This window comes from Streptomyces sp. NPDC054932 (assembly GCF_053610205.1).
Genome location: NZ_JBSGXU010000018.1, coordinates 59,529 through 76,854, shown reverse-complemented (window position 1 = coordinate 76,854; position 17,326 = coordinate 59,529). Strand labels below are relative to the sequence as shown.

The 17,326-nt window shown below is 72.1% G+C and carries 17 protein-coding genes; 8 read left to right on the top strand and 9 right to left on the bottom strand.

The annotated features are described in order from the left end of the window. Positions 1–66 precede the first annotated feature (66 nt). On the bottom strand, positions 67–1,017 hold the full coding sequence (locus ACWGE1_RS07985) for a DeoR/GlpR family DNA-binding transcription regulator (RefSeq protein ID WP_453419687.1): 951 nt from the start codon (positions 1,015–1,017) through the stop codon (positions 67–69). A 175-nt stretch (positions 1,018–1,192) separates the two neighbouring features. After that, positions 1,193–2,632: an NAD(P)H-quinone dehydrogenase gene (locus ACWGE1_RS07980; RefSeq protein WP_453419686.1), complete on the bottom strand. Its 1,440-nt coding sequence runs from the start codon at positions 2,630–2,632 to the stop codon at positions 1,193–1,195. A gap of 173 nt (positions 2,633–2,805) precedes the next feature. On the opposite strand from ACWGE1_RS07980, the gene ACWGE1_RS07975 reads away from it, so the two are divergent. The 3 genes from ACWGE1_RS07975 (at position 2,806) to ACWGE1_RS07965 (ending at position 5,893) form a co-directional block, all read left to right on the top strand. Beyond that, positions 2,806–3,243, top strand: coding sequence for a gamma-glutamylcyclotransferase (locus ACWGE1_RS07975; RefSeq protein WP_453419685.1), 438 nt, complete (start codon positions 2,806–2,808; stop codon positions 3,241–3,243). 162 nt (positions 3,244–3,405) lie between these two features. After that, a complete protein-coding gene (locus ACWGE1_RS07970) occupies positions 3,406–4,212 on the top strand; it encodes a purine-nucleoside phosphorylase (RefSeq protein WP_453419684.1) in 807 nt (268 codons plus the stop codon). Positions 4,213–4,240: 28 nt separating this feature from the next. Further along, entirely contained in the window at positions 4,241–5,893 is a 1,653-nt protein-coding gene (locus ACWGE1_RS07965) for a phospho-sugar mutase (RefSeq protein ID WP_453419683.1), read from the top strand. Positions 5,894–6,059: 166 nt separating this feature from the next. On the opposite strand, the gene ACWGE1_RS07960 is transcribed toward ACWGE1_RS07965, so the two are convergent. The 3 genes from ACWGE1_RS07960 to afsQ1 are packed head-to-tail and all read right to left on the bottom strand — an operon-like array spanning position 6,060 to position 8,852. Beyond that, on the bottom strand, positions 6,060–6,698 hold the full coding sequence (locus tag ACWGE1_RS07960) for a hypothetical protein (RefSeq protein WP_453419696.1): 639 nt from the start codon (positions 6,696–6,698) through the stop codon (positions 6,060–6,062). Then, entirely contained in the window at positions 6,691–8,121 is a 1,431-nt protein-coding gene (locus ACWGE1_RS07955; protein ID WP_453419695.1) for an ATP-binding protein, read from the bottom strand. The genes ACWGE1_RS07960 and ACWGE1_RS07955 overlap by 8 nt, the downstream gene beginning before the upstream one ends. Before the next feature lie 53 nt (positions 8,122–8,174). After that, complete coding sequence (afsQ1, locus tag ACWGE1_RS07950) at positions 8,175–8,852, bottom strand: two-component system response regulator AfsQ1 (RefSeq protein ID WP_063754818.1); 678 nt, start codon at positions 8,850–8,852, stop codon at positions 8,175–8,177. A gap of 188 nt (positions 8,853–9,040) precedes the next feature. Between afsQ1 and ACWGE1_RS07945 the strand changes: the two genes are divergently transcribed. Beyond that, a complete protein-coding gene (locus tag ACWGE1_RS07945; protein ID WP_374775516.1) occupies positions 9,041–9,739 on the top strand; it encodes a SigE family RNA polymerase sigma factor in 699 nt (232 codons plus the stop codon). A 229-nt stretch (positions 9,740–9,968) separates the two neighbouring features. On the opposite strand, the gene ACWGE1_RS07940 is transcribed toward ACWGE1_RS07945, so the two are convergent. Then, complete coding sequence (locus ACWGE1_RS07940; RefSeq protein ID WP_453419682.1) at positions 9,969–10,670, bottom strand: uridine kinase family protein; 702 nt, start codon at positions 10,668–10,670, stop codon at positions 9,969–9,971. A 51-nt stretch (positions 10,671–10,721) separates the two neighbouring features. On the opposite strand from ACWGE1_RS07940, the gene ACWGE1_RS07935 reads away from it, so the two are divergent. Continuing rightward, positions 10,722–11,072, top strand: a complete 351-nt coding sequence (locus ACWGE1_RS07935; protein WP_189733100.1) for a hypothetical protein — start codon at positions 10,722–10,724, stop codon at positions 11,070–11,072. An 85-nt stretch (positions 11,073–11,157) separates the two neighbouring features. Here the strand turns inward: ACWGE1_RS07935 and ACWGE1_RS07930 are convergent, their stop codons facing one another. From ACWGE1_RS07930 to deoC, 3 genes are read right to left on the bottom strand one after another with little or no spacing between them, the layout of a single operon-like run. Continuing rightward, positions 11,158–12,060: an aldehyde dehydrogenase family protein gene (locus ACWGE1_RS07930; protein WP_453419681.1), complete on the bottom strand. Its 903-nt coding sequence runs from the start codon at positions 12,058–12,060 to the stop codon at positions 11,158–11,160. Next, complete coding sequence (locus ACWGE1_RS07925; RefSeq protein ID WP_453419680.1) at positions 12,053–13,489, bottom strand: aldehyde dehydrogenase family protein; 1,437 nt, start codon at positions 13,487–13,489, stop codon at positions 12,053–12,055. The genes ACWGE1_RS07930 and ACWGE1_RS07925 overlap by 8 nt, the downstream gene beginning before the upstream one ends. A 5-nt stretch (positions 13,490–13,494) precedes the next feature. Next, a complete protein-coding gene (deoC, locus tag ACWGE1_RS07920; RefSeq protein ID WP_453419694.1) occupies positions 13,495–14,457 on the bottom strand; it encodes a deoxyribose-phosphate aldolase in 963 nt (320 codons plus the stop codon). Between the two features lie 246 nt (positions 14,458–14,703). On the opposite strand from deoC, the gene ACWGE1_RS07915 reads away from it, so the two are divergent. From ACWGE1_RS07915 to ACWGE1_RS07905, 3 genes are all read left to right on the top strand, one after another. Then, positions 14,704–15,948 carry a hypothetical protein gene (locus tag ACWGE1_RS07915; protein WP_453419679.1) on the top strand — a complete coding sequence of 415 codons (1,245 nt, stop codon included), beginning with the start codon at positions 14,704–14,706 and terminating at the stop codon, positions 15,946–15,948. An 82-nt stretch (positions 15,949–16,030) separates the two neighbouring features. Beyond that, a complete protein-coding gene (locus ACWGE1_RS07910; protein ID WP_453419678.1) occupies positions 16,031–16,642 on the top strand; it encodes a class F sortase in 612 nt (203 codons plus the stop codon). 25 nt (positions 16,643–16,667) lie between these two features. Next, the gene (locus ACWGE1_RS07905) at positions 16,668–17,318 is read left to right on the top strand and encodes a PH domain-containing protein (RefSeq protein WP_453419677.1); all 651 of its coding nucleotides are present in this window, start codon (positions 16,668–16,670) and stop codon (positions 17,316–17,318) included. Positions 17,319–17,326 lie beyond the last annotated feature (8 nt).

Here is a 17,326-nt window from a genome sequence, read left to right as displayed (position 1 = left end):
GCACCTCCCAGCGGTAGCCGGGGGAGTGCGAGGCGCGGGGTCCGGGGCGGAGCCCCGGCACACGACCTAGCGGCGGCGCATGTCGGCCACGCGGGCCCGCTCCGCCTGCTGCTCCAGCATTCCGCCGGGCGCGCTGCGCAGCTGGGCCGTCGGCCCGCCCCGCCGCTGCACCGGCAGCGGCGATTCGCGGCGCGGCCGCCGCCCCTGCATCCCGTCCACACCGCCGGGGGCCACCGCCCCGCCGGCCACGGTGATCTGCACGCCCTGGTCCGCCAGCGCCTGCAGCTCCGTACCCGCCCGGTCGTCGTGCGGCGGCGGCTCGTCCGTCACCAGCCGCGTCATCACGTCGGTCGGCACGGTCTGGAACATGGTGTCGGTACCGAGCTTCGTGTGGTCGGCCAGCACCACCACCTCCGCCGCCGCCTGCACCAGCGCCCGGTCCACGCTGGCGGACAGCATGTTGGACGTGGACAGCCCGCGCTCGGCGGTCAGACCGCTGCCCGACAGGAAGGCCCGGGACACGCGCAGCCCCTGGAGGGACTGCTCGGCTCCGCTGCCCACGAGGGCGTAGTTGGACCCGCGCAGGGTTCCGCCGGTCATCACCACTTCCACCCGGTTCGCATGGGCCAGGGCCTGGGCGACGAGCAGCGAGTTGGTGACGACGGTCAGTCCGGGCACTCGGGCGAGCCGGCGGGCCAGCTCCTGGGTCGTGGTGCCCGCGCCGACGACGACGGCCTCGCCCTCTTCGACGAGGCCGGCCGCGACATCGGCAATGGCGGTCTTTTCCGCCGTCGCGAGATGGGACTTTTGCGGAAAGCCGGACTCCCGCGTGAAACCGCCCGGCAAGACCGCACCGCCGTGTCGGCGGTCGAGGAGTCCTTCTGCCTCCAGTGCCCGCACGTCCCGCCGTACGGTCACTTCGGAGGTCTGGACGACGCGGGCGAGCTCCCGGAGCGATACCGCTCCGTTGGCCCGCACCATTTCGAGGATCAATTGGCGACGTTCTGCAGCGAACACGAAACTGACAGTAACCCCAACGACCGTCTGCTTTCAGCTCTTTGCGCCGGAATACCGAAGTTGTCCATAAGGCGGGGCGACTAGTGGTATACGCAGTCCGAGAGTTGTGTGAACATCTCGCCACGAATCCGCGCCCCGCCCCAAACCCCTTACGGTGTGCGGCGGTTAGCCGGGCTCACGCCTCCCCGGTGGTCTTCCGCGTGTGCAGCTGGCGGGCCACCTCGGCGATCGAGCCCGACAGCGAGGGGTACACGGTGAACGCGTTTGCGATCTGCTCGACCGTCAGATTGTTGTCGACCGCGATCGAGATGGGGTGGATCAGCTCGCTCGCACGCGGGGAGACGACCACACCGCCGACGACGATCCCGGTGCCCGGACGGCAGAACAGCTTCACGAAGCCGTCCCGGATGCCCTGCATCTTGGCGCGCGGGTTGCGCAGCAGCGGGAGCTTCACCACGCGGGCGTCGATCTTGCCGGCGTCCACGTCCGCCTGGGTGTAGCCGACGGTGGCGATCTCGGGGTCGGTGAAGACGTTCGAGGAGACGGTCTTCAGGTTCAGCGGGGCCACCGCGTCGCCGAGGAAGTGGTACATCGCGATGCGGCCCTGCATCGCCGCGACCGACGCGAGCGCGAAGACGCCCGTGACGTCACCGGCGGCGTACACGCCGGGCGCGGACGTGCGCGACACCTTGTCGGTCCAGATGTGACCGGAGTCCTTGAGCCGGACCCCGGACTCCTCCAGGTTCATGTTCTTCGTGTTCGGGATCGCGCCGACCGCCATCAGGCAGTGCGTACCGGTCAGCACGCGGCCGTCGGAGAGGGTGACCTCGACCCGGTCGCCCACCCGCTTGGCCGATTCGGCCCGGGACCGTCCGACGACGTTCATGCCGCGGCGCCGGAAGACGTCCTCCAGCACGGCGGCGGCGTCCGGGTCCTCGCCGGGCAGCACCCGGTCGCGGGAGGACACGAGGGTCACCCGGGAGCCGAGGGCCTGGTACGCGCCGGCGAACTCGGCACCGGTCACACCGGAGCCGACCACGATGAGCTCCTCGGGGAGCTCGTCGAGGTCGTAGACCTGGGTCCAGTTCAGGATCCGCTCGCCGTCGGGCATGGCGTCGGGGATCTCGCGCGGGGTGCCGCCGGTCGCGATCAGCACGGCGTCCGCGGTCAGGATCGTCTCGGACCCGTCGGCGGCGGTGACGATGACGTCCCGGGTGCCGTCGATGCCCTGCGGCCCGCCGAGCTTGGCGCGGCCGCGCACCACGCGGGCGCCGGCCCGGGTGACGGAGGCGGTGATGTCGTGCGACTGGGCGAGCGCGAGGCGCTTGACGCGCCGGTTCACCTTGCCGAGGTCCACGCCGACGACGCGCGCGGCCTGCTCGATGTGCGGGGTGTCGTCCGCGACGACGATGCCGAGCTCCTCGTACGAGGAGTCGAAGGTCGTCATCACCTCGGCGGTCGCGATCAGAGTCTTGGAGGGTACGCAGTCGGTCAGGACCGATGCCCCGCCCAGACCGTCGCAGTCGACGACGGTCACCTCCGCGCCGAGCTGGGCCCCCACCAGGGCTGCCTCATACCCGCCGGGTCCGCCGCCGATGATCACGATCCGGGTCACGAAAAGTCCGCCTCACGTCTACCCGGCCGGCTGCCGCCCCGGCCGGTGTTCCGGGGGGTCTCCCCGGGGGATGCATTCCGTGCTCCATTGTCCCGCACGCTTCAAGGTGCTTCGCGCCCGGTCCCGCCATCCGGGCACGCGTGCACCGGCACCCCTCCCGTACCCTCGACCTCATGTCGCTCTACGCCGCGTACGCCGGCAACCTCGACCCGCGGCTGATGGCGCGCCGCGCACCTCATTCGCCGCTGCGCGGCACGGGCTGGATCAATGACTGGCGGCTGACCTTCGGCGGCGAGCAGATGGGCTGGGAGGGCGCTCTCGCCACGATCGTCGAAGCGCCGCGCCACCAGGTCTTCGTCGCGCTGTACGACATCGCGCCGCTGGACGAGGACTCGATGGACCGCTGGGAGGGTGTCGGGCTCGACATCTACCGCCGCATGCGGGTGCGCGTGCACACGCTGGACGGCGAGGAGGCGGCCTGGGTGTACGTCCTCAACGGCTACGAGGGCGGCCTGCCCTCGGCGCGCTACCTGGGCGAGATCGCCGACGCGGCCGAGTCCGCGGGCGCTCCGCACGACTACGTGATGGAAATCCGCAAGCGCCCCTGCTGATCCCCTGCGGCCCCGCCCGGCCTCCCGCCGCCCCGGGAGGCGGGCGGGCCCGGCCCCGCCACGCCCTCGGGGACGATTCGGCGGAAACGACAAGGCAACGATCCGAACACCGTGAGCTGTGCCATCTACGCGCGTAGGCCCGAAGGAGTTACGCTCGTCCGCGTGAACGCATCTGTTACCGACCCCTTCGCCGCCGCCGACGCCGCAGCCGCCCGCCTGCGTGAGCTGACCGGCGTGGACACCCACGATGTCGCCCTCGTCATGGGCTCCGGCTGGGCCCCCGCCGCAGAGGCGCTCGGCGCCCCCGAGGCCGAGTTCCTCGTCACCGAGCTGCCCGGCTTCCCGCCCGCCGCCGTCGAGGGCCACGGCGGCAAGATCCGCTCGTACAAGATCGGCGACAAGCGCGCCCTGGTCTTCCTCGGCCGGACCCACTACTACGAGGGCCGCGGCGTCGCCGCCGTCGCCCACGGCGTGCGCACCGCCGTCGCCGCCGGTTGCAAGACCGTCGTACTGACCAACGGCTGCGGCGGTCTGCGCGAGGGCATGAAGCCCGGCCAGCCCGTCCTGATCAGCGACCACCTCAACCTGACGGCCACCTCCCCGATCGTCGGCGCGAACTTCGTCGACCTCACCGACCTGTACTCGCCGCGCCTGCGCGCGATGTGCAAGGAGATCGACTCGTCCCTCGAAGAGGGCGTCTACGTGCAGTTCCCCGGCCCGCACTACGAGACCCCGGCCGAGATCAACATGATCCGCGTCATGGGTGCCGACCTGGTCGGCATGTCCACCGTGCTGGAGGCCATCGCCGCCCGTGAGGCCGGCGCCGAGGTGCTCGGCATCTCGCTGGTCACCAACCTGGCGGCGGGCCTGTCCGGCGAGCCGCTGAACCACGAAGAGGTCCTCCAGGCCGGCCGCGACTCGGCTGCCCGCATGGGCACGCTGCTGACGCAGGTCCTCGCCCGCATCTGATCGACGTACGAGAGGTAAGGCGGAAGCAGTGCAGGAACAGGCACAGGACGACCTGATCACCCGGGCACAGGCCTGGCTGGCCGAGGACCCGGACCCGGAGACGGCGGCGGAACTGCGCGCCCTCATCGGGGCGGGCGACACCGCGGAGCTCGCGGACCGTTTCTCGGGCACCCTCCAGTTCGGCACCGCCGGACTGCGCGGTGAGATCGGCGCCGGCCCGATGCGGATGAACCGCTCCGTGGTCATCCGGGCCGCGGCCGGGCTCGCGGCCCACCTGAAGGCCCAGGGCCACGACGGCGGCCTGGTGGTCGTCGGTTACGACGCCCGCTACAAGTCGGCGGACTTCGCCCGCGACACCGCGGCCGTCATGACCGGCGCCGGACTGCGCGCGGCCCTCCTGCCCCGCCCCCTGCCGACGCCCGTCCTCGCGTACGCGATAAGGCACCTCGGCGCCGTCGCCGGCGTCGAGGTGACCGCGAGCCACAACCCGCCCAGGGACAACGGCTACAAGGTCTACCTCGGCGACGGCTCGCAGATCGTCTCCCCGGCCGACACCGAGATCGCGGCGCAGATCGCGGCGGTCGCGAAGCTGGCCGACGTACCGCGCCCCGAGGCGGGCTGGCAGGAGCTCGGTGACGAGGTCCTGGAGGCCTACCTGGCGCGCACGGACGCCGTCCTGACCCCGGGGTCCCCCCGGGGCGTGCGGACCGTCTACACGGCCATGCACGGCGTCGGCAAGGACGTCGTGATGGCGGCCTTCGCCCGGCACGGCTTCCCGGAACCGGTGCTCGTCGCCGAGCAGGCCGAGCCCGACCCGGCCTTCCCGACCGTGGCGTTCCCGAACCCGGAGGAGCCGGGCGCGATGGACCTGGCCTTCGCGAAGGCCGCCGAGGTCCAGCCCGACATCGTGATCGCCAACGACCCGGACGCGGACCGCTGTGCGGTGGCGGTCCCGGACAACGGCGGCTGGCGGATGCTGCGCGGCGACGAGGTCGGCGCGCTGCTGGCGGCCCACCTGGTCCACAAGGGCGCGCAGGGCGTCTTCGCGGAGTCCATCGTCTCCTCCAGCCTCCTGGGCCGGATCGCGGAGGCGGCGGGCGTCGGACACGAGGAGACCCTGACCGGCTTCAAGTGGATCGCCCGGGTCGAGGGCCTGCGCTACGGCTACGAGGAGGCGCTCGGCTACTGCGTGGACCCCGAGGGCGTCCGCGACAAGGACGGCGTCACCGCCGCCCTGCTGGTCGCCGAGCTGGCCTCGGTGCTCAAGGAGCAGGGCCGCACGCTGACCGACCTGCTGGACGACCTGGCGATGGCCCACGGGCTGCACGCCACCGACCAGCTGTCGGTCCGTGTCTCGGACCTGTCGATCATCGCGGACGCGATGGCCGCCCTGCGCGCCGAGCCGCCGGTGACCCTGGCGGGGCTGCGGGTGGTGTCGTCCGAGGACCTGAGCCGGGGCACGGCGTCCCTCCCGCCCACGGACGGCCTGCGCTACTACCTGGACGGCGCCTACAAGGCCCGCGTCATCGCGCGCCCCTCCGGCACCGAGCCGAAGCTCAAGTGCTACCTGGAGGTCGTGGTCCCGGTGGCCGAGGCCTCCGACCTCGCGGGTGCCCGCGTGACCGGCCAGGAAGTCCTGGACGCGATCAAGAAGGACCTCGCGGCGGCGATGGGCATCTGACCCGCCCGCACGACCCGGCCCTGGCCGGCCGCCCCCTCCACCACGCCGGAGTCCGTCCCCCGGCGGGGCGGCGGGGTGGCGCCAGGACCGCCCGCACGGCCCCCTCGGCTCAGGCCGGGGGGGCCGTCGGCATTCCCCGGCCGGGCCGGGGCACGTTCCGGTGTGATCAGGGCGACTTGGACGCGCTCGGCTCCGGCCGCACCAGCTCGCCCAGCGTCGGCACCGACTCCGGCCGCGAGCGGACCGCCTCCGTGCACTCCCACGTCCGCGGCGGATCCGCGTCCGGGCCGCCCAGTATCACCGGGCCCGGGTCGGCCTTCAGCGCCTCGCTGCCCGCCAGCGTGCACACGATCTGCGAGAGCGCCACCGGCGGCAGGTCCTCGGGCTTGCGGCTGAGCCGCACCGTGCCCACCGGGTCGCCCGCCCTCGGCGCTCCCGCCGAGAGGCCGACCGGGACCTCGCTCGTGAAGCCGGCGTCCCGCTCCTCGGCGGTCGGCGTCCGCTCCAGCGCCTCCAGCAGTGCCTGCGCGACCAGCGCCAGGGGGTCCCGTACCGGCTTCTTCTCGGGCACCGGAATCACTCGCTCCACGCCCACCAGCTGGGATCCGCAGACCAGTTCCACCGTGGCCCGGAAGCCCTGCACCCCGCTCGGCTGCTCCTGCGTGTCGCACGACACCCGCGACGGGGCCGCGCCCACGTCCACCGGCACGGTCGTCGCCCGGATCCCGCAGGCCGACGTCGCCAGCAGGGCGACCCCGACCAACGGGACCAGCAGCGCCGGTACCGGCGACAGCGCCCTACGCATCCTCGTCACCCGCGATCACCTTTCCCACGTCCACGGGCAGCCGCAGCGTGAACAGCGCGCCGCCGCCCTCGGCGTTCGCCGCGGTGATCTCGCCGCCGTGGATGTGCGCGTTCTCCACGGCGATCGACAGGCCGAGCCCGCTGCCGTCCGACTTCGGCCGCGACGCGCTCGCCTTGTAGAAGCGGTCGAAGACGTGCGGCAGGACCTCCTCGGGAATGCCCGGACCGTTGTCGCGCACCGCGATCACCAGCCACTCCCCCTCCACGGTCACCGCCACCCGCACCGGCGAGCCGCCGTGCTTGAGCGCATTGCCGATCAGGTTGGCGAGGATGACGTCGAGGCGCCGCGGGTCGAGCCGGACCACGATGCCGCGCTCCGCGTCGAGTTCGACCGCGTCGAGCCAGGCCCGGGCGTCGATGCAGGCCGTGACCTGGTCGGCGACGTCCACGTCGTCCAGCACCAGCTTGGCCGTCCCCGCGTCGAAGCGGGTGACCTCCATCAGGTTCTCCACCAGGTTGTTGAGGCGGCGCGTCTCGCTGACGACCAGCGCCACGGCTGGTGCGATCATCGGATCGAGGTCGTCGACCTCCTCCTCCAGCACCTCCGCCACGGCCGTCAGCGCGGTCAGCGGCGTCCGCAGCTCGTGGGACATGTCGGCGACGAAACGCCGGCTCGCCTCCTCCCGGGCGCTCATGTCGGCGACCTTCTTCTCCAGCGCCTCGGCCGTCTTGTTGAAGGTGTGCGACAGGTCGGCGAGTTCGTCCGTGCCGGACACGTCGAGGCGGTGGTCCAGCTCGCCCTCGCCGAGGCGCCGCGCCGCGTCCCCGAGCCGCTGCACGGGCCGCAGCACGGTCCGGGCCGCGGCCTGTGCCAGCAGCGCGGAGCCGAGCAGCGCGAGGCCGGTGGCGATGGTCAGCGACCAGCCGAGCGCGTTCAGGTCGTCCCGCTCCTGCGCGAGCGACTTGGACATGTAGCCGGTGAGCCCGCCGCCCACGACCCGCGTCCCGCCCACCAGGTACGGATTGCCGTTCGGCTTCGTCCGCTGCCAGTACACGTGGTACTCGGAGTCGTTCGCGGCGGTCGTCTTCTGCCGGTCGTTCACCGCGTTCTGCAGGGACTTCGGTACGTCGGCCAGCCCGAAGGAGTCGGGCCCCGCCGCGCCGAAGACCTGCCGGTTGTCCTTGCCCACCTGCACGAGCAGCACGCTGTAGCCGGGGCTGCTGCCCGCCATCAGCTCGGCGGTGCGCTGCAGCTCCTCCGCGGTGGGATCGGCGGGCAGCGCGGCGGCCCGGTTCTGCATCTCCTGCCGGAAGTCGCCGAGGGCCGCGTCCTGGACGCGGGTGAGGACCGCCTCGCGGTTGAGCCAGTACGCGATGCCGGAGGCCGAGACCGCGGCCGTCAGCGCGACCAGCGCGAACACCATGAGGAGCCGCAGCCGCAGGCTGGTCCAGCGCCGGCCCGCGAGCAACGACCGGATCACTGCGGTGAGTCCAGGCGGTAGCCGACGCCCCGGACGGTACGGATCAGGGTGGGCGAGGACGGCACGTCCTCGACCTTGGCGCGCAGCCGCTGCACGCAGGCGTCGACGAGCCGCGAGTCACCGAGGTAGTCGTGCTCCCAGACCAGCCGCAGCAGCTGCTGGCGCGACAGCGCCTGCCCGGGCCGGCGGCTCAGCTCGAGCAGCAGCCGCAGCTCGGTCGGCGTGAGCTGGAGGTCCTCGCCGTTCTTCGTCACCGTCATGGCGGCCCGGTCGATGACCAGCGAGCCGAAGCTCGCCGAATCGCTCGACTCGCGCTCGCCGCGGCGCAGTACGGCCCGGATGCGGGCGTCGAGGACCCGGCCCTGGACGGGCTTGACCACGTAGTCGTCGGCGCCCGACTCCAGGCCGACCACCACGTCGATGTCATCGCTGCGCGCGGTGAGCAGGATGATCGGCAGCTGGTCGGTGCGCCGGATCCTCCGGCACACCTCGAAACCGTCGATCCCGGGCAGCATCACGTCCAGCACGATCAGATCCGGCCGCTGCTCGCGCAGCAGTTTCAGGCCGTCCTCGCCCGTCGCCGCGGTGGCCACACGGTGGCCCTGGCGGGACAGGGAGAGTTCGAGGGCCGTGCGGATGGCGTCGTCGTCCTCGATCAGCAACAGGAAAGGCACGGGCTCATTCTGTCCCATCGGCAGTCGGGAGTTCGACCGTCGTGCGACGTGATCCTGTCGGTGTCCTGTCAGAAGTCCCTGTGACACGGCTGTGACAGTCGACGGACACCCCGGTTAAGTCGGCGGGGCAATCTTCTATCAACGCACAACGGACCGAAGCAGACACACTCCACGACGGGGGGCGCGAGATGAACACGCTGCACAGCACCACGACCAGCGCGGTTGTCACGCGGCTGCACGATGTGAACCGCCGGGCGGGTGTCCGTACGGTGGCGGTCGCCCGTCCCCGGCCGGCCCACGTCGTAGCCATTGACGCAAACCAGTACCAGGCGGTTCCCGCCGAGCCGCAGACGCCCTCCTCCACCTCGGAGGCGGAGTTCACGGCGTACGTCCAGGAGCGGCGGGCCGCGCTGTACGCGACGGCCTTCCACCTCACCGGCGACCGTTACGAAGCCGAGGACCTGCTGCAGAGCGCGCTGTTCTCCACGTACCGCGCCTGGGACCGGATCAGCGACAAGGCGGCCGTCGGCGGCTACCTGCGCCGCACCATGACCAACCTGCACATCAGCGCGTGGCGTCGGCGGAAGCTGAACGAGTACCCGACGGAGGAGCTGCCGGAGACGGCCTCCGACACGGACGCGATGCGCGGTACGGAGCTGCGCGCGGTGCTGTGGCAGGCGCTGACCCGCATCCCGGAGCCGCAGCGCACCATGCTGGTGCTCCGCTACTACGAGGGCCGCACGGACCCGGAGATCGCCGAGATCCTCGGCATCAGCGTCGGCACGGTGAAGTCGAGCATCTGGCGCTCGCTGCGCCGCCTGCGGGAGGACGAGGCGCTGAGCTTCGGCCGTGACGAGGCGGAGTCCTTCGAGGAGCTCGTCGCGTAACGGCGGCACACACAAAAGCCATCGGGCCAGGGGGCCCGTCCTACGGGGGTGGGACGGGGGCCGCGGGGGGAAAAGGCGGGATCGAGCGGACGGGGGTCCGCGCGGTCCCGCCTTTTCGCGTCCGCGGGTCCGGCGGTACACCGCGCCCGGGGCGGCGGGGCGGGGGCGCGGCGGCGGCGAGGCTGGTGAGTGTCCGCAAAGCAGCGCGCCCCGCCGAGTCGGCGGGCCCCTAGGCCGGGGTCGTCGTGCGGTGGCGGCCCGCCGCGGCCGCGGCCAGGCGGCCCAGCGCCTCGTCGCGGGCGCAGGCGTGCGCGCCCAGCGCGACGTGCCGGGCCACGATGCCGCGCTCGGCCCGCATCAGCCGCAGGCCCCTGCGCAGCAGGAACGGCACGGACTTGCGGCCCTCCCGCAGGTCACGGGCGAGCCGGCGGCGGAAGGTCGTGGAGGGGCGTCCCCGCAGGCAGATGGCGTCCGCGAGGAGCCCGAGCTCCTGGCAGCGTTCCGCGATGTCGGCGGCGAAGATGCCCTCCGCGATGAACAGCGGGGTGCGGGCGATGTCGAGGCTCTCGGCGCCCGTGCGGGAGCTCGTCGCGATGTCGTACACCGGGACGTCGGTCCGCCCCGCCGCGCACAGTTCGGCGATCGCGGCGACCGCCGCGTCCGCGTCCCAGGACAGCGGGGAGTCCCAGTCGATGTCGGAGCTGCCGTCGACGAGCGGGAGGGTGGGGTCGTCCCCCTCCTTGTAGAAGTCGTCGAGGCGCAGCACGGGCAGCCCCGATCGGGCGGCCAGCGAGGATTTTCCGGAGCCCGACGGACCGGTCAGCAGGACGACTCGGGTCGGCGAAGGAGAGGAGGAGCTCACGGGACACCAGTCTGAACCATTCCCCCGGGTAGGGGATCCTCCCGGTGGCCGGTTGGTGTCCAGGAACACACCTCAACTACGCTGCGTGCGCACGCGACTACGACCTCAGGCGGGATCCCCATGGCACGTCACGCAGCCCCTTCCCTACCGAACCGGCTCCGCAGCGCCGGACTGACCGTCTCGATGGCCGGCGCCGCCCTGGCGATGGCCGCGGGCGGCGCCCAGGCCGGCGAGCTCGACGTCCCGGCGGCGCTGGCCGGGGTCACCGACCCGATCGCGAACCTGAAGGTGAACCCGCTCGCCCACACCGGTGTGGACCCGCTGGACAACGGGGTCGCCACGAAGGTCGCCGACTTCCCGTCCGTCGGGACCGGGATGGTCACCGGAATCCTGACCCAGGGGCCCTCGGTCGGCGAACTGCCGACCGCCGCCGCCTCCTCGCTGCTCGGGCCGGTGCTCCCGAAGAAGTAGGCGCGGGGCGACGGGCACGAGAAGGCCCCGGCAGCGCGGGGGACGCTGCCGGGGCCGGTCTCGTACGGGGCCTGTCCCGGGAGGACTAGTAGGACGAGCCGCCCGCGCCCAGCGACCCGGTCGGGTGCCAGACGGTCTTGGTCTCCAGGAACGCCGTCATGCGCGACGTGCCCGGGTCGGCGCTCCAGTCGTCCACAGGCTGTGGACGCAGGACACGCTTGAGGTTGTCGGCCGCCGCGATCTCCAGCTCCTTGGCCAGCGCCGCATCGGCCCCGGCCAGGTCGATCGCGTTGACGTCCTGGTGGGACGCCAGGTGCGGGCCCATCTCGCCGGCCTTGCCGGACAGGATGTTGACCACGCCGCCGGGCAGATCGGAGGTGGCGAGCACCTCACCCAGGGAGAGGGCCGGCAGCGGGGACTTCTCACTGGCGATGACGACGGCGGTATTGCCCGTCGCGATCACCGGGGCGATCACCGAGACCAGGCCCAGGAAGGACGACTCCTGCGGGGCGACGACCGTGACCACACCGGTCGGCTCCGGGGTGGAGAGGTTGAAGAACGGGCCCGCGACCGGGTTGGCCCCGCCCACGATCTGGCCGATCTTGTCGGTCCAGCCCGCGTACCAGACCCAGCGGTCGACGGCCGCGTCGACGACCGCGGCGGCCTTCGACTTGGACAGGCCCTCGGCCTCGCCGACCTCGCGGACGAACTGCTCCCGGCGGCCCTCCAGCATCTCGGCGATGCGGTAGAGGACCTGCCCGCGGTTGTACGCGGTCGCGCCCGACCAGCCGCCGAATGCCTTGCGGGCCGCGACGACGGCGTCACGCGCGTCCTTGCGGGAGGACAGGGGGGCGTTGGCCAGCCACTTGCCCTTGGAGTCCGTCACTTCGTACACCCGGCCGCTCTCGGAGCGGGGGAACTTGCCCCCGACGTACAGCTTGTAGGTCTTGAAGACATGCAGGCGGGACGCCGCTGACTGATCAGACATCGAGGTAGCCCTCCAGGCCGTGGCGGCCGCCCTCGCGGCCGAAGCCCGACTCCTTGTAGCCGCCGAAGGGCGAGGTCGGGTCGAACTTGTTGAACGTGTTGGCCCACACGACACCCGCGCGGAGCTGGTTCGCGACCGCGAGGATGCGGCTGCCCTTCTCCGTCCAGATGCCGGCGGAGAGCCCGTACTGGCTGTTGTTGGCCTTGGCGACGGCCTCGTCGGGCGTGCGGAAGGTCAGCACGGACAGCACCGGGCCGAAGATCTCGTCGCGGGCGACGGTGTGCGCCTGGGTGACGTTCGTGAAGAGCGTCGGGGCGAACCAGTAGCCGGAGGACGGCAGCTCGCACGCCGGGGACCAGCGCTCGGCGCCCTCGGCCTCGCCGGTCTCCGCGAGCGCGGTGATCCGGGCGAGCTGCTCGGCGGAGTTGATCGCGCCGATGTCGGTGTTCTTGTCGAGCGGGTCGCCCAGCCGCAGCGTGGAGAGGCGGCGCTTGAGGGAGTCCAGCAGCTCGTCGTGGATCGACTCCTGGACCAGCAGGCGGGAGCCTGCGCAGCAGACCTGGCCCTGGTTGAAGAAGATGCCGCTGACGATGCCCTCGACGGCCTGGTCGATGGGGGCGTCGTCGAAGACGATGTTGGCGCCCTTGCCGCCCAGCTCCAGGGTGACCTTCTTGTCCGTACCGGCGATCTGGCGGGCGATGGCCTTGCCGACCGCGGTCGAGCCGGTGAAGGCGACCTTGTTGACGTCCGGGTGGGCGACCAGCTCGGCGCCCGCGTCCCCGTAGCCGGGGATGATGTTGACGACGCCCTTGGGCAGGCCCGCCTGGCGGCAGATGTCCGCGAAGAACAGCGCGGAGAGCGGCGTGGTCTCGGCGGGCTTCAGGACGACCGTGTTGCCGGCGGCGAGCGCCGGGGCGATCTTCCACGCGAGCATCAGCAGCGGGAAGTTCCACGGGATGACCTGGCCGGCCACGCCGAGCGGGCGCGGGTTCGCGCCGTAGCCCGCGTGGTCGAGCTTGTCGGCCCAGCCCGCGTAGTAGAAGAAGTGCGCGGCGACCAGCGGGAGGTCCGCGTCGCGGGTCTCCCTGATCGGCTTGCCGTTGTCCAGGGTCTCCAGGACGGCGAGCTCGCGGCTTCGCTCCTGGATGATCCGGGCGATGCGGAAGAGATACTTGGCGCGCTCGGCGCCGGGCAGCGCGGACCACTTCTCGAAGGCCCTGCGGGCTGCCTTGACGGCACGGTCCACGTCGGCGGCGCCCGCCTGGGCGACCTCGGCCAGGACCTCTTCGCTGCTCGGCGAGACGGTCTTGAAGACCCGGCCGTCGGCGGCGTCGGTGAACTCACCGTCGATGAAGAGCCCGTAGGAGGGGGCGATGTCGACGACCGAGCGGGACTCGGGAGCCGGTGCGTACTCGAATACAGATGCCATGGTGATCAGTCCACCGTCACGTAGTCGGGACCGGAGTAACGGCCGGTGCTCAGCTTCTGGCGCTGCATCAACAGGTCGTTGAGCAGGCTGGAGGCGCCGAAGCGGAACCAGTGGTTGCTCAGCCAGTCCTCGCCCGCGGTCTCGTTGACCAGGACCAGGAACTTGATCGCGTCCTTGGTGGTGCGGATGCCGCCGGCCGGCTTCACGCCGATCTGGATTCCAGTCTGCTCCCGGAAGTCGCGGACGGCTTCGAGCATGAGCAGGGTGTTCGCGGGGGTGGCGTTGACGCCCACCTTGCCGGTCGACGTCTTGATGAAGTCGGCGCCCGCGAGCATGCCGATCCAGGAGGCGCGGCGGATGTTGTCGTAGGTCGACAGCTCGCCGGTCTCGAAGATGACCTTCAGGCGCGCGGCGCTGCCGTCCTCACGGACGCAGGCCTCCTTGACGGCCTTGATCAGCTCGTACGTCTCCAGGTAGCGGCCGGCGAGGAAGGCGCCACGGTCGATGACCATGTCGATCTCGTCGGCGCCGGCGGCGACGGCGTCACGGGTGTCCGCGAGCTTGACGGGCAGGGCGGCGCGGCCGGCCGGGAAGGCCGTGGCGACGGAGGCGACCTTGACGTCGGCACCGTTCAGCGCGGCCTTGGCGGTGGCCACCATGTCGGGGTAGACGCAGACCGCGGCGGTCATGGGCGTCGTACGGTCGGTCGGATCGGGATGGACGGCCTTGGCGGAGAGCGCCCGGACCTTGCCCGGGGTGTCCGCGCCTTCCAGCGTCGTCAGGTCGATCATCGAGATGGCCAGGTCGATGGCGTACGCCTTGGCCGTCGTCTTGATCGAACGGGTGCCGAGGGAGGCCGCGCGGGCCTCCAGTCCGACTGCGTCGACGCCGGGCAGCCCGTGCAGGAAGCGGCGCAGCGCACTGTCGGACGTCGTCACGTCAGCGAATGCGGTGAGGGTGGTGGGCATGGTCACCAGATGAGCATATCTACGCGCGTAGCGACCTGTCACCCCCGCCCCTGGATCCGCTATGGAATCGACACCTCCACTCTCCGTTACACGGCGATGACAGGAGGCGGATCGTCCGGGCGCACAAGATCCGTAACTTTGTTCTCAGCAGCCCGCCACACCTGACCCGGTTGAAAAGGACCGTCCAGACGCAACGCGGCATGCGACTCTCCTCCACTTCCTCGACCATGTTTCCAAGGAGTCGTTATGCGTACCGCCCTCACCCTCCGCACGGCAATCGTCACCGCCGCCCTCTCGGGCGCGATGCTGGTTCCTGCCGCAGGTGCCGCCTTCGCGGCGCCCGCCCCGCCGGCAGCGACGGCGAAGGCGGCCGCGTCCGAGCCCGCGAAGGTCGCCCTCGGCGACAACCTGGTGGCGCACATGGTCAACTCCGTGACGGAGGCGCCCTCCGTGACGATCCACGTCGTGGACAAGGACGGCACGACGCACCCGCAGGCGCTGGTGTCCCTCGACCGCGCGCACACCACGGAGTCGAAGCAGGGGACGGTCTTCACCCTCACCGAGGCGGACACGGCCGAGCCGGTGCTCACCGTGACCGCGAACGGCGCCACCAAGTCCTTCCCGCTGCCGAAGGGCAAGGCGGTCCCCGCCCCGTCGGACAACAGCCGCTACGAGGGCCGGCCGGTCCACGTCGGCAACGGCATGGTCGCGGTGCTGCGCAACAAGTCCGAGGGCCCCGAGGCATGGATCCGCTACGTCGGCACGGACTGGAAGCCGGGCGAGGACTACATGACCCACGTCGTGGCCCTGGTGAACCGCCAGCAGACCTCCGACAAGGCGTACGGGGCCTCCTTCACGCTCACCGGGGCGCAGACCACGGCCCCGGTGCTCGTCGTCACCACGGACGGGGTCGCCAAGTCCTACCCGCTGCCCGAGGGCAAGGCCGGCCAGGTCTGCTCCTCCGAGGTCACGTCGCAGGACATGGGCGCGGGCATGAGCGCCGAGTTGTCCATGTCCCCCGACGGCCCGCGGGTCGCGCTGTGGACCTCCGGTGACGACACCACCCCGTGGCGGCTGCTGGACCGCGGCTTCCCCCAGCTGCCCGAGTCGGCGGGCATCATCGCCCGGATCGTGAACCCGAGCAGCGCCGAGCCGGTCTTCGAGTGGAAGACCCAGGGCGGCCCCATGCCGCTCGGCCGGGCCTCCTTCCCCGCGCTGCCCAAGGGCTGCAAGCCGAACTACAAGCTGACCGAGCCGGCTCCGACCACCACCCCGGGCACCACTGCGGGCACGAGTGCGGCCCCGGCTCCCAAGCCGCAGACCGCCGGACAGACCTCCGTCGTCCCCAAGGGCGGGGTCGCCGCAGGGGCCGAGATCGCCGCCGAGGACACCGACGACTCGACCACCGCCCTGGCCGGCACCGGTCTCGCCGCGGTCTTCGCCGCACTGGGGGCGTCCGTACTGCTCCGCCGCCGCCGCGCCCAGCGCTGACGGAACCCGCTCGCCCTCCCGTCCTTCCTGCCGGCGGGCCACCTCCGCGGTGGCCTGCCGGAAGCCGTTCCCGGAGCACCCCATGGCCCACCGCGCCCGCGTCCTGCTCGCCGCCGCCCTCCTCTGCGCCGCCCTGACCGGCTGCACCGCCGCGGCGGGTCCGGCGCCCGCCGCACCCTCCGCCGCGCCGCCCTCCGTCGTACCCACCAGCGCTCCGCCCGCCGCCGCGACGGCCGCCCCGCTGCCCGCCTCCGCGCCCGTACGCGTACGGATCCCCGCGGCCGGGGTGGACGCCTCCCCGGTGCTGGAGCTGGGGCTGGCCGCCGACGGCACCGTCGAAGTGCCCTCCGTGGCCGACGGGGACAAGATCGGCTGGTACACCAAGGGCGTCACACCCGGCGAGACCGGACCCGCCGTGCTCATCGGCCACTTCGACACCGCGCGCGGCCCGGCCGTGCTCAAGGACATCTCGCGCGTGCGCACCGGCGAGGAGATCACCGTCTCCCGGGCGGACGGCACCACCGCCGTCTTCCGCGTCCGCGAGCTGGAGCAGGTCGGCAAGTCGGCGTTCCCGACCGCCAGGGTCTACGGCGACACCACCCGCCCGGAGCTGCGCGTCATCACCTGCGGCGGCGAGATCACGGGCGGCCACCGGCCCGACAACATCATCGTGTACGCCGATCTCGTGGGCTGAGAGGGCGTGGGGCAGAATCGACCTCATGAGCAGCCAGCAGCAGCCGACCGACGAACCGGTGTACGACGACCGGGTCTACCGCTCCTCCATGGGCGTCCTCTCGGGGGTACTGCTGCTCGCGCTGACCGCATGGCTCTGCGGCGACGCCCTGGTGCGGGGCTCCGCCGACGCCCGGTGGATCGCGGCGGCGGTGGCGCTGTGCGCCGTACCGCTGATCGTCGCGTTCACCATCCGCCCGGCCGTCTTCGCCAATGACGACCGGATGCGCGTGCGCAACCCCTTCCGGATGATCGAGCTGCCCTGGGCGGCCGTGGACGCGGTGCGCGCCGGGTACTCGGCCGAGGTGCTGGCCGAGGGATCGAAGTACCAGCTCTGGTCCGTGCCCGTCTCGCTGCGGGAGCGCAAGAAGGCCAACCGACAGCAGATGCGCCGCAACGCCCTCGACCGCCGTGAACCGGGCGGCGGAGGTGACCCGGCCGCGCGCGCCCGCTCCACCGCGTCCGAACCGATGCGGGCCAGTGCCGACCGGATCGTCGACGAGCTCCAGGGGCTGGCCGAGCGCGGCGCGTCGCGGCCCGGCGCCCAGGGCAGCGTGCGCGTGCGCTGGTCGTACGAGATCATCGCGCCCGCGCTCGTCGGCGCGCTGCTCCTGATCGTCCTGCTCGCCACCCGCTGACGGGTCGC